Genomic DNA, 20282 nt, shown 5'->3' with positions numbered 1-20282 from the left:
AAACTTGGTGTTTTCTACGTAGATCGCCCCCGGATGCATTCGCGCGGATCGGGGGACCCGCGCGCCGATACAACCTTGGCGGCATATTCTTATGAGGCGGCTCTTATTCGAGACGCCTCGGGGCGCTGCCGCTACTCGGCGGCGACGCGCCGCCCGAACGAAGCGGGCTCGTTGGCCGGCGGGTGGGGGCGATAGGGCTCCGCCTCCGGGCCGGGCTCGTCGGTCGCGCCGACGAAGCGGCCGAACAGGCGCACGAACAGCCGCGAGAGGTCGTCGACGAGGAGGTAGATCGCCGGCACGAACACCAGCGACAGCCCGGTCGAGACGATCAGCCCGCCGATCACCGCCACCGCCATCGGCGCCCGGAACTCGCCGCCGATGCCGAGCGCCATCGCCGAGGGCACCATGCCGGCCGCCATGGCGATGGTGGTCATGACGATCGGGCGCGCCCGCTTGCGGCCGGCCTCGACGATGGCCGTGACGCGATCGACGCCGCGGGCGGTCTCCTCGACGGCGAAGTCCACCAGCATGATCGCGTTCTTCGTCACCACGCCCATCAGCATCAGGATGCCGATCACCACCGGCATCGAGATCGGCATGTGGAAGATGAGGAGGCCCAGGATCGCCCCGCCGATGGAGAGCGGCAGCGAGAACAGGATGGTCAGCGGCTGGAGGAAGTTGCCGAACAGCAGCACCAGCACGCCGAACACCATCATCAGGCCGGCGCCCATGGCGAGCGCGAAGCCCTCGAACACCTCGCCCATCACCTCGGCGTCGCCCGTCTGCTTGATGGTGACGCCGTCCGGCAGGTTGGTCGCGGCGGGCAAAGCCATCACCTGATCGATGATGGTGCCGAGCGCGTCCGAGCCCTGGAGGTCGCCCTCGATGGCGACGCGGATGGTGCGGTCGTAGCGCTCGATCGCGGTCGGCCCCCGCCCGAGCTTGAGGTCGGCCACCGTCGCGAGCGGTACCGCGGCGCCCGCCTTCACCGGTACCTTCAGGGTCTCGATCTCGGGCAGTTGCCCGCGCAGACGCTCGGGCAGCATGACCCGGATCGGGATCTGGCGGTCCTTCGCGTTGAACTTGGCGAGGTTCGCCGCGATGTCGCCGATGGTGCCGACGCGGACCGTCTCGGCGATGAGATCGGTCGAGACGCCAAGATCGGCGGCGACCCCCGGCTTCGGGGTGATGCGGATCTCGGTGCGGTCGAGCGGGGCCGTCGACATCACGTTGACGAGGTAGGGGACGCCCATGGCCTCGCGCTGGAGGCGCGCGGCGACCTCGGCCACCACGTCCTTGTCGGGCCCCGACACGATCAGGGCGAACTCCCGCTGTCCGCCCTCCTGCAGCGACCAGAAGCGGATGTCGGGCACCTGCCGCAGGAGGTCGGAGATCTTCAGGTCGATCTGCTTCTGGGTCAGCGTGCGCGTGTTCTTCGGGGTGAGGTTGATGGTGAGGCTGGCCAGCCTCACCTCCTTCTTGCCCGGCAGCTGGCGCCCGCCATCGACGAAGACGGACTTCACTTCCGGCATCATTCGGATCGTCGCGACGATGTCGTCGGAGACCCGCTTGGTGTCGTCGAGCCGGGCGCCGGGGGGCAGTTCCACCACGAACATCGTGCGCGCCGCGTCCTCCGCCGGCAGGAAGCCCGCGGGCAGGAGCTTGGTGGACGCGATCGAACCGGCAAAGCACGCGAGGCCGAGCACCAGCGTCACGTATTTGTGGCGCACCGACCATTCCACGATCCGGCCGTAGAGCCGCATCACCGGCCCTTCCCGCTCGTCCTCGGGGCCGTGGTCGCGCAGGAAGTAGGCGGCGAGCAACGGCGTGATCAGGCGCGCGACCAGCAGCGACATGAACACGGCGGCCGCGATGGTCAGCCCGAACTGCTTGAAATACTGCCCGGCGATGCCCGGCATGAAGGAAACGGGGGCAAAGATCGCGATGATGGTCGCGGTGATGGCGATGACCGCGAGCCCGATCTCGTCGGCGGCCTCCAGCGCGGCGCGATAGGGCGATTTGCCCATCCGCATGTGGCGGACGATGTTCTCGATCTCGACGATGGCGTCGTCGACGAGGATGCCGGTCACCAGCGTGATGGCGAGCAGGCTGACCGCGTTGAGCGAGAAGCCGAGCGCGCTCATCACCCAGAAGGTCGGCAGCACCGAGAGCGGCAGCGCGATCGCCGCGATCAGGGTGGCGCGCCAGTCGCGCAGGAACAGGAACACCACGATCACGGCGAGCGCCGCCCCTTCGAGCAGGCTCAGCATCGCCGAGTGGTAGTTGCCCACCGTGTTGATCACGCTGGTGTCGATCAGGTCGAAGCGCACGCTGGGGTTGGCGGCGTGCAGTTCCTCGATGCGCTTGGCGACCGCCACCGAGACCTCGGCGTCGCTCGCCCCCATGGCCCGCGAGATCGCGAAGCCCACCACCGGCTCGCCGTTGAAGCGGGCGAAGGTGCGCGGTTCCTCGGCCGAATCCATCAGGGTCGCGAGTTCGTCGAGCCGCACCTTGCGGCCCCCCGGCACGACGATGGAGGTGGCCCCGAGCGTCTCCAGGCTCGCCGAACCGCCCAGCGTCCGGATTGACTGCTCGGAGCCCGCCAGTTCCCCGCGTCCCCCGGCCATGTCGGCCGACGTCAGGCGCAGTTGCCGATTCACGTCCGCCGCGGTGATGCCCAGCGCCAGCAGCCGGTCGGGCTTCAGCGTCACCCGGATCTCGCGGGCGACGCCCCCGAGGCGCTCGACGCCGCCGACGCCCTTCACCCCCTGGATCTGGCGCGCCACCACGTCGTCGACGAACCACGACAGGTCCTCGGGCGTCATCGCGGGCGCGGAGGCGCCGTAGATCATGATCGGCAGGCCGGCGATCTCGACGCGGCTGATGATCGGCTCGTCGATGGTGCGCGGCAGGTTGATGCGGATCTTCGAGATCGCATCCTTCACGTCGTTGACGGCGCGGTCCTGGTTCGTTTCCAGCCGGAACTCGATCGTGGTGATCGAGGAGCCTTCCGAGATGGTCGAGAGGATGTGCTTGACGCCCTTCACACCCGCCACCGAATCCTCGACCCACTTCGTCACCTGGGTCTGCAATTCGGACGGTGCGGCGCCCGATTGCGTAATCGTCACCGAGACGATCGGGATGTCGATGTTGGGAAACCGCGTGATCGGCAAGCTTCGGAAGCTGACGAGGCCGAGCACCATCAGCACGAGGAACAGGACGAGCGAGGGAATCGGCTTGCGGATCGCCCAGGCCGAGATGTCGAGGCGCATGTCGTCTCCCCTCAGCGGGCCGCGGCCGTCGCGGGCAGGACCGGGCGCACCCGGTCGCCGTCGCGCAGGAACGAGCCGGCCCGCGCCACCACCGTCTCGCCGGCCGCGATGCCGGAGCGCACTTCCGTGAAGCCTTCGGCCGAGAGCCCGGTCTCGACCCGGCGGGCGGCGACGCGGCCCTCCGCGACCGCCAGCACCGTGGCGGTGCCGTCGGCGGCGTAGAGCACGGCGGCGAGCGGCACCGCGACGCCCTCGCGCCGCGCCACCTCGACCCGGCCGCGGGCGAAGGCGCCGATATGCAGCGCCGCGTCCGGTGCCAAGCGGATGCGGACCCGGCCGAGCCGCGTCGCCCGATCGACCTCCGGATAGACCCGCCGCACCGCGCCGGGGATCGCGCGCCCGTCCTCCAGTTCGAGCCGGGCCGGATCGCCGGGGTTGAGCCGGGGCAGGGCGGTCTCGGGCACCTCGCCCTCCAATTCGATCTCGCCCCGCGCGATCAGGCGGAACAGGGGCTCGCCGACCGCGCTTGCTGTGGCGCCGACGCGGGCCGTGCGGCGGCTGACGATGCCGGCCTCCGGCGCGCGGATTTCGGTGCGGGCGCGCCGCAGCGCGATCTCCCGGGCTTGCGCCTTCGCCGCGGCGAGGTCGGCCTGGGCGAGCGCGAGCCCGGCGCGGGCCGCGTCGAGCCGCCCGCCCGCGCCCTCGGCGGCCGAGACGCGCTGCTCCAGGGTGACCGCGGTGGCGTTGCCGGTCTTGACCAAGGACTGCGCCCGCTCCAGCGCCTGGCGCGCCTCGATCTGCGCCGCCTCGGCCTGGACGATCTGGCTCCTGGCCTGGAGGATCGCGGCGTCCGCCTTGGCGGTGGCGGCGGCGTTGGCCGCCTCCTGCGTCTCGATCATCTCCAGCGAGAGCCGGGCCAGCACCGCGCCCTTCTCGACCCGATCCCCCTCCTCCACCGCGAGCTCGACGATGCGCAGGCCCTCGACCTCGGGGGCGACCAGAATCTCGTCGCGGGGCACTAGCGTGCCGGTGACGATCGCCCGCTCGACGATCTCCCGCCGCTCGGCCGGCACCACGCTCACGGCCGGAAGCAAAGCGGCAGGGTCCGGCACCGCGGCCGCGGGCGGCGCCTCGTCGGCGGCCAAAGCCATGGGGGCGAAGCTCAGGCAGGCCGCGACCGGCAGGGCGAGGAGGCGGGCGGACATGGGACTTCGCTTCGACGGAGGACGGGCAAGGACCGCCCTCCCCTTGTCCACGAGGCCGGGCGATTTGATGGCGCGGTGCAAAGTCGCAGTGCAACCGCGGCCGGTCCTACGGGTTGTCCCATCACAGGATTCGCGGCGCAGTCCCTCGAAGAATGCGCTGGCCGAGCCGCCGCCCCCTTCCCGATGAGGTTCCCGGCATGAGCATCTTCCAGATCCGCCAGAAGACCAGCGGCGCCGTCCTCTGGACCGGCAGCGCCGACGACGAGCGCACCGCCCTCGACGCCATGGCCCGCGAGGCCGGCTACGCCGACTACGCCGCCCTCCCCGACGGCCTGCGCACCGCCGGCTTCGAGACGTCGAAGCTCGACCTGATCTCGTAAGTCCGGGGTCCCAAGGGCCTCAGGCCCTTGGCGGGGTCTCGGGGCGGAGCCCTGAGGTTGGCTTCGCCGACCAGGGCTCCGCCCTGGACCCGCGAAAGGACTAAGTCCTTTCGAAACCCATGACTCGGTCGTGACCAGGACCAATGAAGAGCGCCGGGGCGGGCACGCCCCGGCGCTCTTCATGCTTCCGCGCGCTTGGCCGCCTGCCACGCGGCTTCCATGGTGGCGAGGTCGCTGTCCTCCAGGGGGCCGTCGAGGCGGGCCGCCATGGCGGCGAAGCGCCGCTCGAACTTGCGCGTGCCCCGGCGCAGGGCCTCCTCCGGATCGACGCCCGCGTGGCGGGCGAGGTTGGCCACCGAGAACAGCAGGTCGCCGATCTCCTCGGCCACCGCCTCCGGGTCGCCCGCGCCCAAGCTCTCCTCGACCTCGTCGGTCTCCTCGCGCACCTTGGCGAGCACCTGGGCCGCGTCCGGCCAGTCGAAGCCCGTCGCGGCGGCCCGGCGCGAGACTTTGTCGGCCCGTGCCAGCGCCGGCAGCGCCCGCGGCATGCCCGCGAACGGGCCGGGCTCGGCTTCCACCTTGCCGGAGGCGGCCTTCGCCGCCCGCTCCTGCGCCTTGATCCGTCCCCACGCCGCCTCGATCGCCGCCGGATCGTCCGGCCGCTGGCCCGGCGGCAGGAACGCCCCCTCCGCGTCGAACACGTGCGGGTGGCGCCGGATCAGCTTGGCGACGATCGCCTCGGCGACATCATCGAAGCCGAAGGCGCCGGCTTCTTCCGCGAGGCGGGCCTGGAACACGACCTGCAGCAGCAGGTCGCCGAGTTCGTCGCGCAGGTCGTCCGCGTCGCCGCACTCGACCGCGTCGGCGACCTCGTAGGCCTCCTCGATCGTGTAGGGGACGATGCTCTCCGGCGTCTGCGCCAAGTCCCAAGCGCAGCCCCGCTCAGGGTGGCGCAAATCGGCCATCAGCCCCCGCAGCCTGTCGATCGCCGCCCCGTCCCGCTCCGCCATCCGCCCGGCCTCCGGCTGTTTTTTCGGAGTCGCTCATAGCCGCTCCTGCGCCGCTGCGGCAGCATCCCACGGCGGGGACAAACCAGGGCGAATCCCAGCTGGCCCTGTGCAAAATTCCTTTCATTCCTTTTGAAAATCAGGGGTTCCAGCATGTTCGTTTTGCCGAACGGTGCTCCAACCCCCTTAGGAAAGCTATCTGTAAAGGATTATTCGAGAGTCAGTTCGGCAAGTTATAGGGGCGCCGAATTACCCTGTCCTACCCGTGGCTTGTGCTCTGTTCGCGCATCGAACTCTGCGTGGATGCGCATCGAACTCTGCGTGGGTCCGCATGGGATTCTGCGCGGGCTGGCGGAGGAATCGCATCGGATTCTGCGTGAGGGCGCACGGGATTCGGCGTGGATCGCGGGGCTCGCCGGTGGATCGCGGGGACAAGGCGGGGATCGCAGGCGTATCGAACTCTGCGTGGGTGGTTTTACGCCCGTATCGAACTCTGCGCGGTCGTCTCACCGCCTGCCTGTGCAGAGCGGGACGGGGATGCGTGAATTGCCGGGAAAACTCCCTGGGCCCCTGGGACTCCGCGGAGCCGAATCGCGACAGGGTGGTTGGCGGCAAAGACCCGCTTCAGGACCCGAGCGACCCGTGATCCCTCACTCGCCCTTCGCCCCCCTCGCCCCCGTCCCGGCGGCGGCGCGCTGAGAACCGGTCCATGTCCGGGATCGAGGCCAAGATCGACCAGATCCGCGACGCGGACCTGCGCGCCGAGCTGGAGGCGGCGCGCGGCGGCTTCCTGTTCGCGCCGATCGTCGAGCACCTGCTCTACCGCCAGCGCGAGCGTGATGCCGAGCGCGCTGCCGCCGGGGCGCAGGCCGAGCGCCGCGACGCCATGGGCCGCGACCGCCGCCGCCGCGAGGCCGTGCGCGAGGTGATCGAGAACGAGCCGACGGCGCCGGAAAACCTCCAGCACCTGCACTCGGTCCTGGCGCTCTGCGGCCTACCCTACCGCGATCCCGGCCCGACCCGGGAATTCGTGCGGGAATACGGCCGCAACTCCCTGAGCCTCATGGCCGGGCGCCTGAAGAACCCGGTGACCGGCGAGATGGAGCCGCAGGGCCTCCCCTACGGCCCCAAGGCGCGGCTCGTGCTGCTGCATCTCTGCACCGAGGCGGTGCGCCAGAGGAGCCCCACGGTCGAGGTCGCCGACAGCCTCTCGGGGTTCATGAAGGCCATGGGCTTCGCCGTCACCGGCGGCGAGCGCGGCACGATCGGGGCCTTCAAGGACCAGCTCAACCGCCTCGCCGCCTGCTCGATGCAGATCGGCCTGTGGGACGGCGAGGGCCAGGCCTCGACCCTCAACGTGCCCCCGTTCCGCTCCCTGGAGCTGTGGCGCCGCGGCGACGACGGCCTCGTCTGGCAGAAGACCGTCTCGTTCCACCAGGATTTCTACGACAGCCTGATCCGGCACGCGCTCCCGGTCGATATCCGCGCCGCCCGCGCCTTCTCCGGCTCGGCGCGCAAGCTCGACCTGCTGTTCTGGACCGGCTATCGGCTCCGCGCCCTCCAGCGCCCCCTGCGCCTCACCTGGGAGAACCTGCACCGCCAGTTCGGGGCCGAGAACGCCAGCCTGCGCAGCTTCCGCCAAGCCTTCAAGGCCGACCTCGCCGGCCTCTTGGAGGTGTTTCCGAAGCTCCGCATCGACCTCGACGAGGGCGGCCTCCTCCTCCACCCGGCCGACCCCGGCAGCCTGCTGGTGCCGCCGAAGGCGGCCCGCACGGCCAAGGCCGCGCGGGGGTGAGCGTGTGTTCCGGTCCTTTTATGGGAAGGAATATGGAATATTCTTAGATTGAAATTCCATAATTGAGTTCCTTAGATGGAATATGTCGGCATAAGGAATATTCCATTTCACCCCCGGCTCAGTGGCACCCGCTTCGTTCCATCGAAGCATTCCCGTCATGGCGAGGCGGAGCCGAAGCAATCCAGCGCTCCGCACGCGCCGGAAAGGCCGCGCCGATGGCCGCATCGGCGTGGCCTCGCCCCTTTCCGAAAGGTCGAGCCCTGGATCGCTTCGGCTCCGCCTCGCGATGACGGCGGGAAGCGGAAGACGACAGGGGGATGCGGATCGCGCGAGGCGCGTCACGGAATGTGGAATATTTGGGACATAGAAAATCTCGATAGAGACGGAATAGAACGAAATCACCGAGCCTGTATTCCATTCCATTCCAACCCGCGCTATGTTCCCACCCTTGCCTCGTTCCATACCGGGGCCGTCGGAGCGTTTGGAACATGGGGCTGTCGGAAGTTCAGGCCGAGGCGAGGCTGGCAGAGCTGCGCCGCCGCCGCGACGCCATCGAGCGGGAGATCGCCGACCTCGTCCTCTACCTCGATCTCGGCCGCCGCCTCGCGGGGCAGGGGGGCGCGGCCGCCCTCGCAGAGGCGGCGGACGCCCCCGCCCCGTTCCACCCTGCCCCGCCCCATCTTGCCGCGGAGCCCGCCCGAGTGGCCTCTTCTGCGGCCTCGCCCGCGTCGTGGGTGCCGGCACCGCCCTCCCCGGCTCCGTCCGCCGCACGGACGGAGCCGGAGCCCGGCGGCCTGTCCGAGACGGTGCAGGCGCGCCGCTACGGCCGCGCCCTGATCGAGGCGGCGCTGGCCACCCTGGAGGAGGCCGGCCGGCCGCTCCACGCCGGCGAGATCTGGGCGCGGCTGTCCGACCAGGGCTTCGCGCTGCCGGGCGCCGATCCGGTGGCGGCCCTCAACACGCGTCTCTGGAAGCGCTCCGGCCCCGGCGGCCCGCTCCGCCGCCTGGGCGACGCCGTCTACGCCCCGGCTGAGGCGGAGGAGGGGTGACGGAGCGTCACCCCTGTTGCGGTTTCGATGCGGCGGCGAGGCGGGTCCGTCACCGCCTGCTGGGCCGCCAGACTTTTCCCACCCACGACCTCATCCTGAGGTGCTGCGAAGCAGCCTCGAAGGAGGGTTCCAGTGTATCGCGCGATCCCTGGAGCCTTCCTTCGAGGGCGCCGCTGCGCGTCGCCACCTCAGGATGAGGGGAATGGGTGGGAGGTTCGGGGCCGAACCCCCTCCCCCACCCCGTCACCGCCCGGCGACGGCCCCCACCGAACCCGAACCCTCCGCATGCCCCCCGTCGTGGTGGGGCGTGTCGGCGAAGGCGGTGCCGGTGCGGCCGAGCGCTTGGCCGTGGGCGAACAGGGCCTGCATGTAGGGCCGGTCGAACGGGCGCTCCGAGGTCTGGGTGAAGCGCTTGTCGATCAGCGCCACCTGCAGGTCGAGGCCGGTGCGCTGGGCGTAGGAGCGGGTCAGCGCCAGCGCCGCGCGGGTCTGCGCCTTGATCGCCGCCGACATGGTCCGGCCGAGCACCGACAGCACCGAGCGGCCCGCCATCTGGAAGTCCGGCTCCAGCCGGTTGTTGACCACGAGGTAGATGCGCGAGGCCGGCAGGATCAGCCGGGCCTCGCCCGCCAAAGCCGCGGCGGGGGCGAGGAAGTACGGGCCCATGGCGCCGCCGTCGTCGTGCATCTCCTCGAAGGTCTTGTCCCCGGCGCTCGCCGGGATCAGCACCGGCGGAAACACGCCGGGCACCGCGGTCGAGGCCAGCACGATCTCGCGGAACAGCTTGAGGGCGCGGGCGTCGCCGCTCGCGTTGAGGGTGGCGATCGCGCCCATGTCCCACAGGGTCGGCCGCTCGCTGTCGACCTGGGTCGTGGCGACGAAGAGGCGCCGGCCCTTGGCGTGCTCGGCCGCCACGGCCTTGAGCAGCGCGGGCGTCACCGCGCGGTCGATCCGCTCTTTAAGCGGCCACGTGTCGGTCAGCGAATCCCGCGTGCCGCCGAATTCGAACACGTCGGCGGCGGAAATCTCGGTGTAGTTCTGCTTGAGCGCCCCGTCGGCCTGGGGCCCGACGAAGGCGAAGGGGGCGATCAGCGCGCCGGTCGAGACGCCGGTGACGACGCCGAAGACCGGCCGGTCGCCGCGCTCGCTCCAGCCCGTCAGAAGGCCGGCCGCGAAGGCGCCGTTCTCCCCACCCCCCGACAGAACCAGCCAGGGATCGGAGGCCTTGTCGGCCGTCTCGATCAGCGCCTTGAAGGCGCTCACGTCGTCGCCCGCGATGCGCACGGACGCCGGCAGCCCCTCGGGCCGGGCGTTGGCCGCCTGCGCGGCGGTGTAGTCCGGCCGCTCCTCGGGCGATGGCTTCTCGGCAGGCTTTTCGGCCTGCATCTTCTCCGCCTGCATCTTCTTGGCGGCCGGTCGCTCGGCCGCGATGGCGGGCGAACCGAGCGCCATGGCGGTGCCGAGCAAGGTGAGCACGAGCCCCCGGCGCATCCGCCCGGCGGCCGGCAGCCCCCGCTCGTTCGAAATCGTGATCCGTTCCGGCATCGACGCACGTCCCTTGACGGTGTTCGATCTGCGTGGACCCTCGACACATCCGCTCACCGGATGTCTCCCACCGGCCGCGACGGACCGGCAGGAGTTTCGTGAATCCACACGCCCGCCTCGGCCGGAAAACACGGCCCGGCCCGGAGCGTTCCAGGCCGTCATGCTTCGTCGGGCAAGCAATCCTCGCCAATCTGGGGCGAACCGGACCCGGACGCGGTGCGCGGGCACACCCGAATCCTTGGCCGAATCTTGGGCTCGCCCGCGGATGATCTTCCCGAATGCGGTTTCGTGCAATGCTCGAATGCATCCGGCGCAAGGGTTGTCCGCGGATGTTCTGTCCATCTCGGGTCCGACCGTGCGGCGGGTCGCCACCCTCGGCCGAAAGCCCGGCTTTACGGCGGGGGCCGGGGTGCTCTAACCGGTTGGTCAGACGCCCCATCCGGAGCCAAGACATCCGATGAAACTGCCCCGCCGCTTCTTCCAGCCGCTCGCCGCCGGCGCGCCCGAGCCGTTCCGCGAGCTGCCGATCAAGCTCGAGCGGATGATCCACTTCGTGCCGCCCCACAACGACAAGGTCCGCGCCCGCGTGCCGGAGCTGGCCAAGACCGTGGACGTCGTGCTCGGCAACTTGGAGGACGCGGTCCCGGCCGACCAGAAGGAGGCAGCGCGCAAGGGCTTCGTCGAGATGGCCAAGGCCACCGATTTCGCCGCCTCCGGCACCGGCCTGTGGACGCGCATCAATGCGCTCAACTCGCCCTGGATCCTCGACGACCTGTTCACCCTGGTGGCCGAAGTCGGCGACAAGCTCGACGTGGTGATGGTGCCGAAGGTCGAGGGCCCGTGGGACATCCACTACATCGACCAGCTCCTGGCCCAGCTCGAAGCGCGCCACGGCGTCAAGAAGCCGATCCTCGTCCACGCCATTCTCGAGACGGCGGAAGGCGTCGCCAACGTCGACGCCATCGCCTGCGCCTCCCCCCGCATGCACGGGATGAGCCTCGGGCCCGCCGACCTCGCGGCCTCGCGCGGCATGAAGACCACCCGCGTCGGCGGCGGGCACCCGGACTACAAGGTATTGTCCGACCCGAAAGGCGACGCTGAGCGCTCGTCCGCGCAGCAGGATCTCTGGCACTACACCATCGCCCGGATGGTCGATGCCTGCATGGCCAACGGCATCAAGGCATTCTACGGCCCGTTCGGCGACTTCTCGGATTCGGCCGCCTGCGAGGTCCAGTTCCGCAACGCCTTCCTGATGGGCTGCGCCGGCGCCTGGACGCTGCATCCGAGCCAAGTCGCGCTCGCCAAGACCGTGTTCGCCCCCGATCCGGACGAGGTGAACTTCGCCTCCCGCATCGTCGCGGCGATGCCCGACGGCACCGGCGCCGTGATGATCGACGGCAAGATGCAGGACGACGCCACGTGGAAGCAGGCCAAGGTCATCGTCGACCTCGCCCGGCTCGTCGCCGACAAGGACCCGGACCTCGCCAAGGTCTACAATCTCCCCTGATCGTCGCGAAAGGCAGCGCGCGCATTGGCAGGGAGCGGGCGCGAGGCCTATCTTGTCGGTCATGAATCAGCAGACCAGCATGAGAACCGCGAAATTCGGCCTCGGTGCGGTGGTCCGGCACCGGATCTACCCGTTCCGGGGCGTGGTGTTCGACGTCGATCCGGAATTCGCCAACACCGAGGAATGGTGGCTGGCGATTCCGGAGGACGTCCGGCCGCGCAAGGACCAGCCGTTCTACCACCTGCTCGCCGAGAACGCGGACAGCGAGTACGTCGCCTACGTCTCCGAGCAGAACCTCGTGCCCGACACCTCCGGCGAGGCCCTGCGCCATGCCGGCATCAACGAGGTGTTCGAGCGCGATTCCGACGGCGGCTACCGCATGCGCCTGGGCCACGCGAACTAAGTCCGGGATCCCAAAGGACGAGTCCTTTGGCGGGGTTTGGGGCGGAGCCCCATGGATGGCTTCGCCGACCAGGGCTCCGCCCTGGACCCGCGAAAGGACTTGTCCTTTCGAAACCTGGACTTAGCTGCGCTTGCGCCGCGGCCAGTCGATCACGTGCGTCGCGTAGAGCGCCCACCACACCATGACCGGCTGAAACGCCAGCCGGGGGCCGTGGTACCACCACGTGTCGGGGATCGGCGGGACCGCAATGCCCTCGACCGCGTGCTTGAGGTTGGCCGGGAACACGCAGACCGCATAGAGCGCCAGCCCGATCCCCGCCGCCCGGCGCAAGCGCGGCCACGGCGTCATCAGCGCCAGGGCCGCCGCGATTTCGCACAGGCCGGTGGCGATCACCACGCCGCGCGGATGCGGTACCCAATCCGGCATGATCGGCAGGAAGCTCTCGGGCGCGGCGAGGTGAACCACGCCGATGAAGCCGTAGAGGCCGATCAGGCCGAGCCGTAGCCAGCGGCGGTCGTCGCTCATTCGCGGGGCGACGCGCTACACCGCGAGGCCGTGCAGGTCGTGCGCCTCGGCCCGCTCGATCTTCACGGTGACGATGTCGCCCGGCCGCACCGGGCGGCGGGAGGCGACGTGGACGGTGCCGTCGATCTCCGGCGCGTCCGACTTCGAGCGCCCGCGCGCCACCGTGGGGCCGACTTCGTCGATGATGACCGGGATGCGCTTGCCCACCTTGGCTCGCTGCAACCGCAGCGACACGACTTCCTGGGCCGCCATGAACCGGCGCTTGCGCTCGGCCTTGATCTCAGGCGGCACGGCGGCGCCGAGTTCGTTGGCGGCGGCGCCCTTGACCGGCTCGTACTCGAAGCAGCCGACCCGCTCCAGGCGGGCCTCCTTGATCCACTCCAGCAGTTCCTCGAACTCCGCATCCGTCTCGCCGGGGAAGCCGACGATGAAGGTCGAGCGGATCGCGAGATCGGGGCAGACCTCGCGCCAGCGCCGGATGCGCTCCAACTGGCGTTCCTGGTTGCCCGGCCGCCGCATCCGCTTGAGCACGGAGGGGCTCGCGTGCTGGAGCGGCATGTCGAGGTAGGGAAGGACCTTGCCCTCGGCCATCAGCGGGATGACCTCGTCCACGTGCGGATAGGGATAGACGTAGTGCAGCCGCACCCAGGCCCCGAGTTCGCCGAGTTCCTTGGCGAGGTCATAGAAGCGGGCGCGTACGTCCCGGTCCTGCCAGCGGCTCGGAGCGTAGCGGGTGTCGAGGCCGTAGGCGCTCGTGTCCTGCGAGACGACAAGCAGCTCCTTCACGCCGGCCTTCACCAGCTTCTCGGCCTCCCGCAGCACGTCCGCCGCCGGGCGGCTGACGAGATCGCCGCGCAAGCTCGGGATGATGCAGAAGCTGCAGCGGTTGTTGCAGCCCTCGGAAATCTTCAGATAGGCGTAGTGGCGCGGCGTCAGCTTGACGCCCTGCGGCGGGATCAGGTCGAGGAACGGATCGTGGGCCGGCGGCACCGCCTCGTGCACGGCGGCCACCACCGATTCGTAGGCCTGGGGGCCGGTGACGGCCAAGAGGTTCGGGTATTTCTCGCGAATCTCGTCGGGCTGCGCGCCCATGCAGCCGGTGACGATCACCCGGCCGTTCTCGGCCATGGCCTCGCCGATCGCCGACAGCGATTCCGCCTTGGCCGAATCGAGGAAGCCGCAGGTGTTGACGATGACCACGTCCGCCCCGTCGTGGCGGCGCGACAGCTCGTAGCCCTCGGCGCGCAGATGGGTGAGGATGCGCTCGGAATCGACGAGCGCCTTGGGGCAGCCCAGCGACACGAACGAGATCCGCGGCGCGGCGGCGCCCTTGGTGTCCGAGGGAGAGGCGGTGGCGGTCATGACGGCTCGTCGTGGGCGGCGCCTTGCAAACAGGGCCGCGGGCACTTCACGGGAATGCGGTGAAGCCGCCGATATAGCCGCATTGGGGCGCGGTTGCGAGCGGAGCCGTTCACACGGCCCATGTCACAAGGCTCGTATGCGAGGGTCGGCTGAACCCGGAGATAGACGATGCACCCCTATCGCTACCGGATCGGCCTGCGCATCCGTCATCCCGAATTGGTCGCCTCCGTCATCTGCGCCGAGTTGCTGCCCCTGGTTCCGAGGCGCGTCTGGGATGTGGGGGCGCCACGCACGGCCCCGAACGGCCGACCGCTCGGCGGTGTCAACGAGGAGACCTACGCGACCTTCTTCGTGAGCAAGGGCGAGGGCGACCTCGCCGAGGCCCTCACCGAGGCGGCCGAGCGGATGGAGCCTTACCGGCAGCACTTCGCCGCGTGGCGAGCGAGCGGCGGCGACATCGAGTTCTTCGTCGGCTGGTTCATGGAGGGGAGCAATGTCGGCGACGTGTTCGCGCCCGAACTGCTGGCGCAGCTCGGAGGGCTCGGGATCGCTTTGTCGCTGGACCTCTACGAGCGCGCCGAGCGCGGGTGAGCGAGGTTGGCCAGAAAATGCGTGCGCGACAGTGATTTGTTGTCGATCCTTGAGGCTATCGATGAGCCTGCGGCCAGGGTGGCGCATACCCCTCCCGCAGGCCCGAACCATGCGAGGCGATTGACGGCGCGATGCCGGACGCCCTTGGGTGGGTTGAGGCGACGCCGCGACGGACGCCGAGGCAAGAGCCCCGACACGACACCCTAGAAGCCGATGGTCTGGACCCGCCCAATTCCCTTCCTCGACCCGGTCGCGGCGGCCACTCGCCTCGCCCGGCTGCCGGGGCTCGCCTTCCTCGACAGTGCCATGCCGCACGACACGCTCGGGCGCGTCTCCGTGCTCGCCGCCGACCCGTTCGGGCGCTTCCGGTATCGCGACGGGCAGGCGAGCCTCGACGGGCGCGCGGTGCCGGGCGCGCCGCTCGACGCCCTGCGGGCCTGCCTTGCCCCCTACCGGCTCGCGCCCCGGCCCGACCTGCCGGCCTTTCCCGGCGCGGCGATCGGCTACTTTGCCTACGATCTCGGCGCGAGCCTGGAGCGGGTTATTTCGCCAGCCCGCCGGGCAGGGCTGACCGACGACATCGCCTTCAACCTCTACGACACACTGCTCGCCATCGATCACGGCAGCGGCACCGGCCTGCTGATCGCCACGGGCTTCCCGGAGACCGACCCGGAGGCCCGGGAGAAGCGCGCGACAGCCCGCCTCGACGCCTTCGCCGCGCTGCTGGCCGAGCCTGCGGAAACGCCGCCCGACTGGACCCCGATCGAGCTCGCGTGGCGCACGAACCTGTCGCGGGAAGCCTATGAAGGGGCTGTCGAAACTGTCCGGGACTACATCCGCGCGGGCGACATCTATCAGGCCAACATCGCCCAGCGTTTCGTCGCCGACCTGCCGCCCGGCTTCGACCCCTTCGCCTTCTACCGCCGCCTGCGGGCGACCAACCCGGCGACCTTCGGGGCCTATCTCGATTTCGATCGTCTCACGGTCGCCTCCTCCTCGCCGGAGCGCTTCCTGAAGGTGCAGGGCCGCGCGGTCGAGACCCGGCCGATCAAGGGCACGGTGCGCCGCGATCCCGATGCGGCCCGCGACGCCGAGGTGGCGGCGGCCCTCCAGGCCAACCCGAAGGAGCGGGCCGAGAACATCATGATCGTGGACCTGCTGCGCAACGACCTGTCGCGGGTCTGCGAGCCCGGCAGCGTCCGGGTGCCGGTCCTGTGCGGGCTGGAATCCTATGCCGGCATCCACCATCTCGTCTCGGTGGTCACCGGCACGCTCCGCGAGGGTGCGGACGCCCTCGACCTCATCGAAAGAACGTTTCCTGGCGGCTCGATCACCGGCGCGCCGAAGCTCAGGGCCATGGACATCATCACCGAGATCGAGGGGGATGCGCGCGAGCTCTATTGCGGGGCGATCGGCGCGCTCGGCTTCGACGGTTCGCTCGACACCTCGATCGCGATCCGCACCGTGTTCATGGACGCGACCCAGGCCGTGCTTCAGGCGGGCGGCGGCGTGACGCTGCTGTCCGACCCGGCTTCTGAGTACGAGGAGACGCTGACCAAGGCCGCCCGGGTCTTCGCCGCGTTCGAGGAGGCGCCGTGATCCTCGTCGTCGACAATTACGACTCGTTCGTCTTCAACGTCGTGCGCTACTTCGAGGAGCTGGGCGAGACGGTCCGGGTCGTGCGCAACGACGCGCTGGACGTTCCCGGCATCCGCGCCCTGAACCCGGAAGCGGTGGTGATCTCGCCGGGGCCCTGCACCCCGGCGGAGGCCGGCGTCAGCTTATCCGCGATCCGCGAACTCTCGGGCGAGCTGCCGATCCTCGGGGTCTGCCTCGGCCATCAGGCGATCGGCGCGGCCTTCGGCGGCCGGGTGGAGCGGGCCGGCAGGCCGCTGCACGGCCACGCCACGCCGATCCGTCACGGCGGCGAAGGGCTGTTCGCCGGCCTGCCGCAGCCGATGCAGGTCGGGCGCTACCACTCGCTGATCGTGACGCCGACCCCGGAGATGGAGCGCCAGCTCAGTGTCGATGCGGTCTCCTCCGAGGGCGAGGTGATGGCGCTGTCGCACCGAACGCATCCGACCTGGGGCATCCAGTTCCACCCGGAATCGGTGCTGACCGAGAACGGCCACGCGCTGTTCGCCAACTTCCTCAAAGGCGCTCGCGCGTGGCGCGGCGCGGCGCGAATGAGCGTGGCCGATGCTGTGGGCTGACGGGCGCCTCGTCGAGGGCGGCACGCTGCCCTTCGACATGGGCGACCGCGGCCTCCTGCTCGGCGACGGCGTGTTCGACACGGCGCTCGCGGTGCAGGGCCGGATCGCGTTCGAATTCGCCCATATCGACCGCCTCGTCGCGGCGGCGGAAACCCTCGGCTTCCCGGCCGACCCGGACGCGATCCGACAGGCGATGCGGGAACTGGCCGACACCCTGCCGCTCGCGGCGATCCGCACGACGCTGACCCGCGGCTCCGGCCCGCGCGGCCTCGCCCCGCCGAAAGAGCCCGCGCCGTTCCTGTTCGCCAGCGCCGCCCCGGCGCGGGCCGGCCTGTTCTTCTCAGCCTTACGGCTCCTGCCCACAGGGATCGCCCGCAACGAGACCTCCCCGGCCTCCCGGCTCAAGACGCTGGGCTATCTCGACGCGGTGCTGGCCGCCCGCGCCGCGACGGCGGCCGGGTTCGACGAGGCGCTGTTTCTGAACACGCAGGGGCGGATCGCCTGCGCCGGCACCGGCAACGTTTTTGGGATTTTCGGGGGGGCGCTGGTGACGCCACCCGCGGAGGAGGGCGTGCTGCCGGGTATCGTCCGGGGCGAGATTGTTTCGAGGATCGCGCCGGGGCTCGGCCTTTCCGTCGAGGAACGTCCGCTTCGGCCCGCCGAGCTGGACCGGGCGGAGGCGGTGTTCGTCACCAACTCCCTGCGCCTGATCGCCCCCGTGGCGGCGATCGGCCCCACGACTTACGACAGTGCCGGGAACGCGACCGTGCGGCGGCTATGGGCCGCGTTGCGTGGGGCGGTGGCGGCTTCGTGCGGCGCCGCGCCGGATGCCTTGAACCCGTGATCCAGGGATGATGGGATCACAGGATCGCGGGACGCCGTGATCCTCCCCTTCCACCCACTCTCCTCATCCTGAGGTGCGGAGCGAAGCGGAGCCTCGAAGGAGGGCTCCAGGGAGCGCGCGGCGGGTTGGAGCCCTCCTTCGAGCCTGCTGCGCAGCACCTCAGGATGAGGGGGTTGGGTTGGAAAGGCGTCGCTCAGCCGAGATCGGCACTCATGGCCCGCCCCACCCCGGCCCGCTCCATCTCGGCCCAGGCCCGCAGGGTGCCGTCGCGGTCGATGCCGCGCACGGCGTCCTCGATCACGGTCACGGCGAAGCCCGAGGCGCGGGCGTCGAGCGCGGTCCAGCGGATGCAGTAATCGGTGGCGAGGCCGGCGACGAACAGGTGGGTGAGGCCGCGCTCGCGCAGGTAGCCGGCGAGCCCGGTGCGAGTCTGCCGGTCGGCTTCGAGGAAGGCGGAGTAGCTGTCGATGTCCGGGTGGTAGCCTTTGCGGATCACCAGTTCGGCCCGCTCCGCGTCGAGGCCCGCGGCGAGGGCGGCGCCTTGGGTGCCCTGCACGCAATGGTCCGGCCAGAGCACCTGATCGCCGTACGGCATCGCCATCGTGTCGAACGGTTGGCGGCCCGGATGGCGCGAGGCGAAGGAGGCGTGGCCGGGCGGGTGCCAATCCTGGGTCAGCACCGCGTGCGGAAAGATTTTGGCCAGCCGGTTGACCGGCCCGATCACGGCATCGCCCTCCGGCACGGCCAGGGCCCCGCCGGGCAAGAAGTCGTTCTGCACATCGACGACGAGCAGAACGCTGGTCTCGTCGAGCCTCACGGCCGAGTCCGGGGTCCCGAGGGACAAGTCCCTCGGCGGGTCCGGGCAGAGCCCGGAATCACGGCGTCATCACCGTGGCGCCCGTCGTTTGCCGATCCGCCAGATCGCGGTGCACCTGCGCGGCGTCGGCGAGCTTGGCGCGCGCATGGATCGGGATCTTCACCGCGCCGCTCGCCACCACCTCGAACAGTTCGGCGGCGTTGGCGTCGAGCTGCTCACGGGTGGCGATGTGGGTGAAGAGGGTGGGGCGGGTGGCGTAGAGCGAGCCCTTGGCGGCCAGGATGCCGATGTCGAAGGCCTCGATCGGGCCCGAGGCCGAGCCGAAGCTGGCGAAGACGCCGCGGGGGCTCAGGCAATCGAGGGAGGCCGGGAAGGTCGCCTTGCCGACGCCGTCGTAGACGACCGGAACCCCCTTCCCGCCCGTGATCTCCTTCACCCGGGCGGCGAAATCCTCGTCGCGGTAGAGGATGACGTGGTCGCAGCCGTGCGCCTTCGCCAGCTCCGCCTTCTCCGGCGTGCCGACGGTGCCGATGACGGTGGCGCCGAGGTGCTTCGCCCATTGCGTGGCGATGAGGCCGACGCCGCCGGCGGCGGCGTGGAACAGGATCGTGTCGCCCGGCTGCACCCGGTAGGTCAGGCGCAGCAGGTAATGGGCGGTGAGGCCCTTGAGCATCATCGCGGCGGCGGTCTCGTCGGAGATCGCGTCGGGCACGTGGACGACGCCCTTCGTGTCGACCACGACCTCCTCGGCATAGGTGCCGACGGCGCCGGCATAGGCGACACGCTCGCCGACGCGGAAATCGGTGACGCCCTCGCCGAGCGCATCGACCACGCCCGCGCCCTCCTTGCCGAGGGTGAAGGGGAGGGCGGCGGCCTTGTAGAGGCCGGAGCGGAAGTAGATGTCGATGAAGTTGACGCCGATGGCGGTCTGGCGGACGCGGATCTGGCCGGGGCCGGGCTCCGGCGTCGGGATGTCCTCGTAGACCATCGCCTCGGGGCCGCCGTACTGGTGCACCCGGATCGCCTTCGGCATCGTGTTCGCTCCGTCCCTGTTCCGCCCTCTACCGGCGGACATATCGGGCGCGACGCAGCCGGCAAGCACTTTTGTAGGGCGGGATGGCCCGCCCTGATTTTTTGTGTGGCCTCAATCGCCGGCGCCCGCCTCCGCAGGCTTGGGCTTTCGCTCCGCTCGATGCCTCGGCTGAAGCCGAGGCCCGCTCCGCGTGGCGCTCTTCGCGCCGCGAAGCTGCTCACGCAGCTTCGAACGATTGTCCCCTCGCCTATTCCTCTTGCACGTCGACGCGCATGCCGATGCCGGCGAGGCAGCGGTGGATGCGCTCGGCGATCTCCGGGGTGAGCTGGTGGACGTGGACGTGCATCGTCGCGGTGTCCTCGGGCCGCACGATCACGCGGTAGCGCAGGCCCTCGTCGCGCATCTGGCGCAGCAGGTTGGTGCTCGCCGTGGTCATCGCCGCGATGTGCTGGTCGATCAGGTCGGGCCGCATGCCGGGCGTCGCCTCGCTCATCCGCGCCCTCCCCGGCTCGCCGCGGCATGGCGCCGGATCTCGGCGTCGCCCGCGCTCGCCCGGTCGTCGGTGCGGGCCGGGCCCGCCTGCCGGATCGGCGGAAACAGGCGCGACAGGCCCTGCGCCACGCCCGCGAGGACGGGATCGTAGGGAGAGCCGAAATCGCCCGAGGCGGCCTCGGGCCGGGTGGTGATGAACTTTCGCACGAACGCCCCCTCAGACGTGTGTCTCGCGCCGTTTG

19 protein-coding genes are annotated in these 20282 nt (G+C 70.3%); 9 read left to right on the top strand and 10 right to left on the bottom strand.

Annotation, left to right across the window (positions count from 1 at the left end; all coding sequences use genetic code 11):
• Positions 1–131: 131 nt before the first annotated feature.
• Together ASG52_RS02445 and ASG52_RS02440 are read right to left on the bottom strand one after the other, a co-directional pair.
• Positions 132–3272: an efflux RND transporter permease subunit gene (locus ASG52_RS02445; RefSeq protein WP_056238545.1), complete on the bottom strand. Its 3141-nt coding sequence runs from the start codon at positions 3270–3272 to the stop codon at positions 132–134.
• Positions 3273–3283: 11 nt separating this feature from the next.
• On the bottom strand, positions 3284–4477 hold the full coding sequence (locus ASG52_RS02440; RefSeq protein ID WP_056238543.1) for an efflux RND transporter periplasmic adaptor subunit: 1194 nt from the start codon (positions 4475–4477) through the stop codon (positions 3284–3286).
• Positions 4478–4674: 197 nt separating this feature from the next.
• On the opposite strand from ASG52_RS02440, the gene ASG52_RS02435 reads away from it, so the two are divergent.
• A complete protein-coding gene (locus tag ASG52_RS02435; RefSeq protein ID WP_056239458.1) occupies positions 4675–4857 on the top strand; it encodes a hypothetical protein in 183 nt (60 codons plus the stop codon).
• Between the two features lie 179 nt (positions 4858–5036).
• Here ASG52_RS02435 and mazG read toward each other — a convergent pair whose 3' ends face one another.
• Positions 5037–5867, bottom strand: a complete 831-nt coding sequence (gene mazG, locus ASG52_RS02430) for a nucleoside triphosphate pyrophosphohydrolase (protein WP_056238540.1) — start codon at positions 5865–5867, stop codon at positions 5037–5039.
• Positions 5868–6573: 706 nt separating this feature from the next.
• Between mazG and ASG52_RS02425 the strand changes: the two genes are divergently transcribed.
• A complete protein-coding gene (locus ASG52_RS02425) occupies positions 6574–7659 on the top strand; it encodes a replication protein RepA (RefSeq protein ID WP_056238537.1) in 1086 nt (361 codons plus the stop codon).
• A 488-nt stretch (positions 7660–8147) separates the two neighbouring features.
• Entirely contained in the window at positions 8148–8708 is a 561-nt protein-coding gene (locus tag ASG52_RS02420; protein WP_056238534.1) for a hypothetical protein, read from the top strand.
• 243 nt (positions 8709–8951) lie between these two features.
• On the opposite strand, the gene ASG52_RS02415 is transcribed toward ASG52_RS02420, so the two are convergent.
• Entirely contained in the window at positions 8952–10253 is a 1302-nt protein-coding gene (locus ASG52_RS02415; protein ID WP_286158915.1) for a patatin-like phospholipase family protein, read from the bottom strand.
• Positions 10254–10710: 457 nt separating this feature from the next.
• Between ASG52_RS02415 and ASG52_RS02410 the strand changes: the two genes are divergently transcribed.
• Positions 10711–11760 carry an HpcH/HpaI aldolase/citrate lyase family protein gene (locus tag ASG52_RS02410; protein ID WP_056238532.1) on the top strand — a complete coding sequence of 350 codons (1050 nt, stop codon included), beginning with the start codon at positions 10711–10713 and terminating at the stop codon, positions 11758–11760.
• A gap of 61 nt (positions 11761–11821) precedes the next feature.
• Entirely contained in the window at positions 11822–12163 is a 342-nt protein-coding gene (gene hspQ, locus ASG52_RS02405) for a heat shock protein HspQ (RefSeq protein WP_056238530.1), read from the top strand.
• A 120-nt stretch (positions 12164–12283) separates the two neighbouring features.
• On the opposite strand, the gene ASG52_RS02400 is transcribed toward hspQ, so the two are convergent.
• Both ASG52_RS02400 and rimO read right to left on the bottom strand, forming a co-directional pair.
• The gene (locus ASG52_RS02400; protein WP_056238528.1) at positions 12284–12688 is read right to left on the bottom strand and encodes a DoxX family protein; all 405 of its coding nucleotides are present in this window, start codon (positions 12686–12688) and stop codon (positions 12284–12286) included.
• Between the two features lie 15 nt (positions 12689–12703).
• Positions 12704–14050 carry a 30S ribosomal protein S12 methylthiotransferase RimO gene (gene rimO, locus ASG52_RS02395; RefSeq protein ID WP_056238524.1) on the bottom strand — a complete coding sequence of 449 codons (1347 nt, stop codon included), beginning with the start codon at positions 14048–14050 and terminating at the stop codon, positions 12704–12706.
• Between the two features lie 168 nt (positions 14051–14218).
• Here rimO and ASG52_RS02390 point away from each other — a divergent pair, with 168 nt between their 5' ends.
• The 4 genes from ASG52_RS02390 to ASG52_RS02375 all read left to right on the top strand — a co-directional run bounded on the left by ASG52_RS02390 (position 14219) and on the right by ASG52_RS02375 (position 17698).
• A complete protein-coding gene (locus ASG52_RS02390; protein ID WP_056238522.1) occupies positions 14219–14641 on the top strand; it encodes a hypothetical protein in 423 nt (140 codons plus the stop codon).
• A gap of 213 nt (positions 14642–14854) precedes the next feature.
• Positions 14855–16240, top strand: a complete 1386-nt coding sequence (pabB, locus tag ASG52_RS02385) for an aminodeoxychorismate synthase component I (protein ID WP_056238520.1) — start codon at positions 14855–14857, stop codon at positions 16238–16240.
• Positions 16237–16854 carry an anthranilate synthase component II gene (locus ASG52_RS02380; protein WP_056238517.1) on the top strand — a complete coding sequence of 206 codons (618 nt, stop codon included), beginning with the start codon at positions 16237–16239 and terminating at the stop codon, positions 16852–16854. Before pabB ends, ASG52_RS02380 begins: the two co-directional genes overlap by 4 nt.
• Positions 16841–17698, top strand: coding sequence for an aminotransferase class IV (locus ASG52_RS02375; RefSeq protein WP_056238514.1), 858 nt, complete (start codon positions 16841–16843; stop codon positions 17696–17698). The genes ASG52_RS02380 and ASG52_RS02375 overlap by 14 nt, the downstream gene beginning before the upstream one ends.
• Positions 17699–17891: 193 nt before the next feature.
• Here ASG52_RS02375 and pncA read toward each other — a convergent pair whose 3' ends face one another.
• The 4 genes from pncA to ASG52_RS02355 form a co-directional block, all read right to left on the bottom strand.
• Positions 17892–18515: a bifunctional nicotinamidase/pyrazinamidase gene (gene pncA, locus ASG52_RS02370; protein WP_056239453.1), complete on the bottom strand. Its 624-nt coding sequence runs from the start codon at positions 18513–18515 to the stop codon at positions 17892–17894.
• A 58-nt stretch (positions 18516–18573) separates the two neighbouring features.
• Positions 18574–19548 (bottom strand): quinone oxidoreductase family protein, encoded by a 975-nt coding sequence (locus ASG52_RS02365; protein ID WP_056238512.1) that lies wholly within the window; start codon positions 19546–19548, stop codon positions 18574–18576.
• 247 nt (positions 19549–19795) lie between these two features.
• Positions 19796–20041, bottom strand: coding sequence for a hypothetical protein (locus tag ASG52_RS02360; RefSeq protein ID WP_286158914.1), 246 nt, complete (start codon positions 20039–20041; stop codon positions 19796–19798).
• A complete protein-coding gene (locus tag ASG52_RS02355; RefSeq protein ID WP_056238510.1) occupies positions 20038–20247 on the bottom strand; it encodes a hypothetical protein in 210 nt (69 codons plus the stop codon). The genes ASG52_RS02360 and ASG52_RS02355 overlap by 4 nt, the downstream gene beginning before the upstream one ends.
• Positions 20248–20282: the final 35 nt, after the last annotated feature.

The sequence above is a fragment of the Methylobacterium sp. Leaf456 genome (genome assembly GCF_001425465.1).
GTDB lineage: Bacteria > Pseudomonadota > Alphaproteobacteria > Rhizobiales > Beijerinckiaceae > Methylobacterium.
Note: the sequence above shows the minus strand (reverse complement) of the source record. Positions and strands in the feature narration are given on the sequence as shown.

Excerpts from the sequence above, each read along its gene's own strand:
- ASG52_RS02445 (WP_056238545.1), bottom strand. The coding sequence starts at position 3,272 with ATGCGCCTCGACATCTCGGCCTGGGCGATCCGCAAGCCGATTCCCTCG.
- ASG52_RS02440 (WP_056238543.1), bottom strand. The coding sequence starts at position 4,477 with ATGTCCGCCCGCCTCCTCGCCCTGCCGGTCGCGGCCTGCCTGAGCTTC.
- ASG52_RS02435 (WP_056239458.1), top strand. The coding sequence starts at position 4,675 with ATGAGCATCTTCCAGATCCGCCAGAAGACCAGCGGCGCCGTCCTCTGG.
- mazG (WP_056238540.1), bottom strand. The coding sequence starts at position 5,867 with ATGGCGGAGCGGGACGGGGCGGCGATCGACAGGCTGCGGGGGCTGATG.
- ASG52_RS02425 (WP_056238537.1), top strand. The coding sequence starts at position 6,574 with ATGTCCGGGATCGAGGCCAAGATCGACCAGATCCGCGACGCGGACCTG.
- ASG52_RS02420 (WP_056238534.1), top strand. The coding sequence starts at position 8,148 with ATGGGGCTGTCGGAAGTTCAGGCCGAGGCGAGGCTGGCAGAGCTGCGC.
- ASG52_RS02415 (WP_286158915.1), bottom strand. The coding sequence starts at position 10,253 with ATGCCGGAACGGATCACGATTTCGAACGAGCGGGGGCTGCCGGCCGCC.
- ASG52_RS02410 (WP_056238532.1), top strand. The coding sequence starts at position 10,711 with ATGAAACTGCCCCGCCGCTTCTTCCAGCCGCTCGCCGCCGGCGCGCCC.
- hspQ (WP_056238530.1), top strand. The coding sequence starts at position 11,822 with ATGAATCAGCAGACCAGCATGAGAACCGCGAAATTCGGCCTCGGTGCG.
- ASG52_RS02400 (WP_056238528.1), bottom strand. The coding sequence starts at position 12,688 with ATGAGCGACGACCGCCGCTGGCTACGGCTCGGCCTGATCGGCCTCTAC.
- rimO (WP_056238524.1), bottom strand. The coding sequence starts at position 14,050 with ATGACCGCCACCGCCTCTCCCTCGGACACCAAGGGCGCCGCCGCGCCG.
- ASG52_RS02390 (WP_056238522.1), top strand. The coding sequence starts at position 14,219 with ATGCACCCCTATCGCTACCGGATCGGCCTGCGCATCCGTCATCCCGAA.
- pabB (WP_056238520.1), top strand. The coding sequence starts at position 14,855 with ATGGTCTGGACCCGCCCAATTCCCTTCCTCGACCCGGTCGCGGCGGCC.
- ASG52_RS02375 (WP_056238514.1), top strand. The coding sequence starts at position 16,841 with ATGCTGTGGGCTGACGGGCGCCTCGTCGAGGGCGGCACGCTGCCCTTC.
- ASG52_RS02365 (WP_056238512.1), bottom strand. The coding sequence starts at position 19,548 with ATGCCGAAGGCGATCCGGGTGCACCAGTACGGCGGCCCCGAGGCGATG.
- ASG52_RS02360 (WP_286158914.1), bottom strand. The coding sequence starts at position 20,041 with ATGAGCGAGGCGACGCCCGGCATGCGGCCCGACCTGATCGACCAGCAC.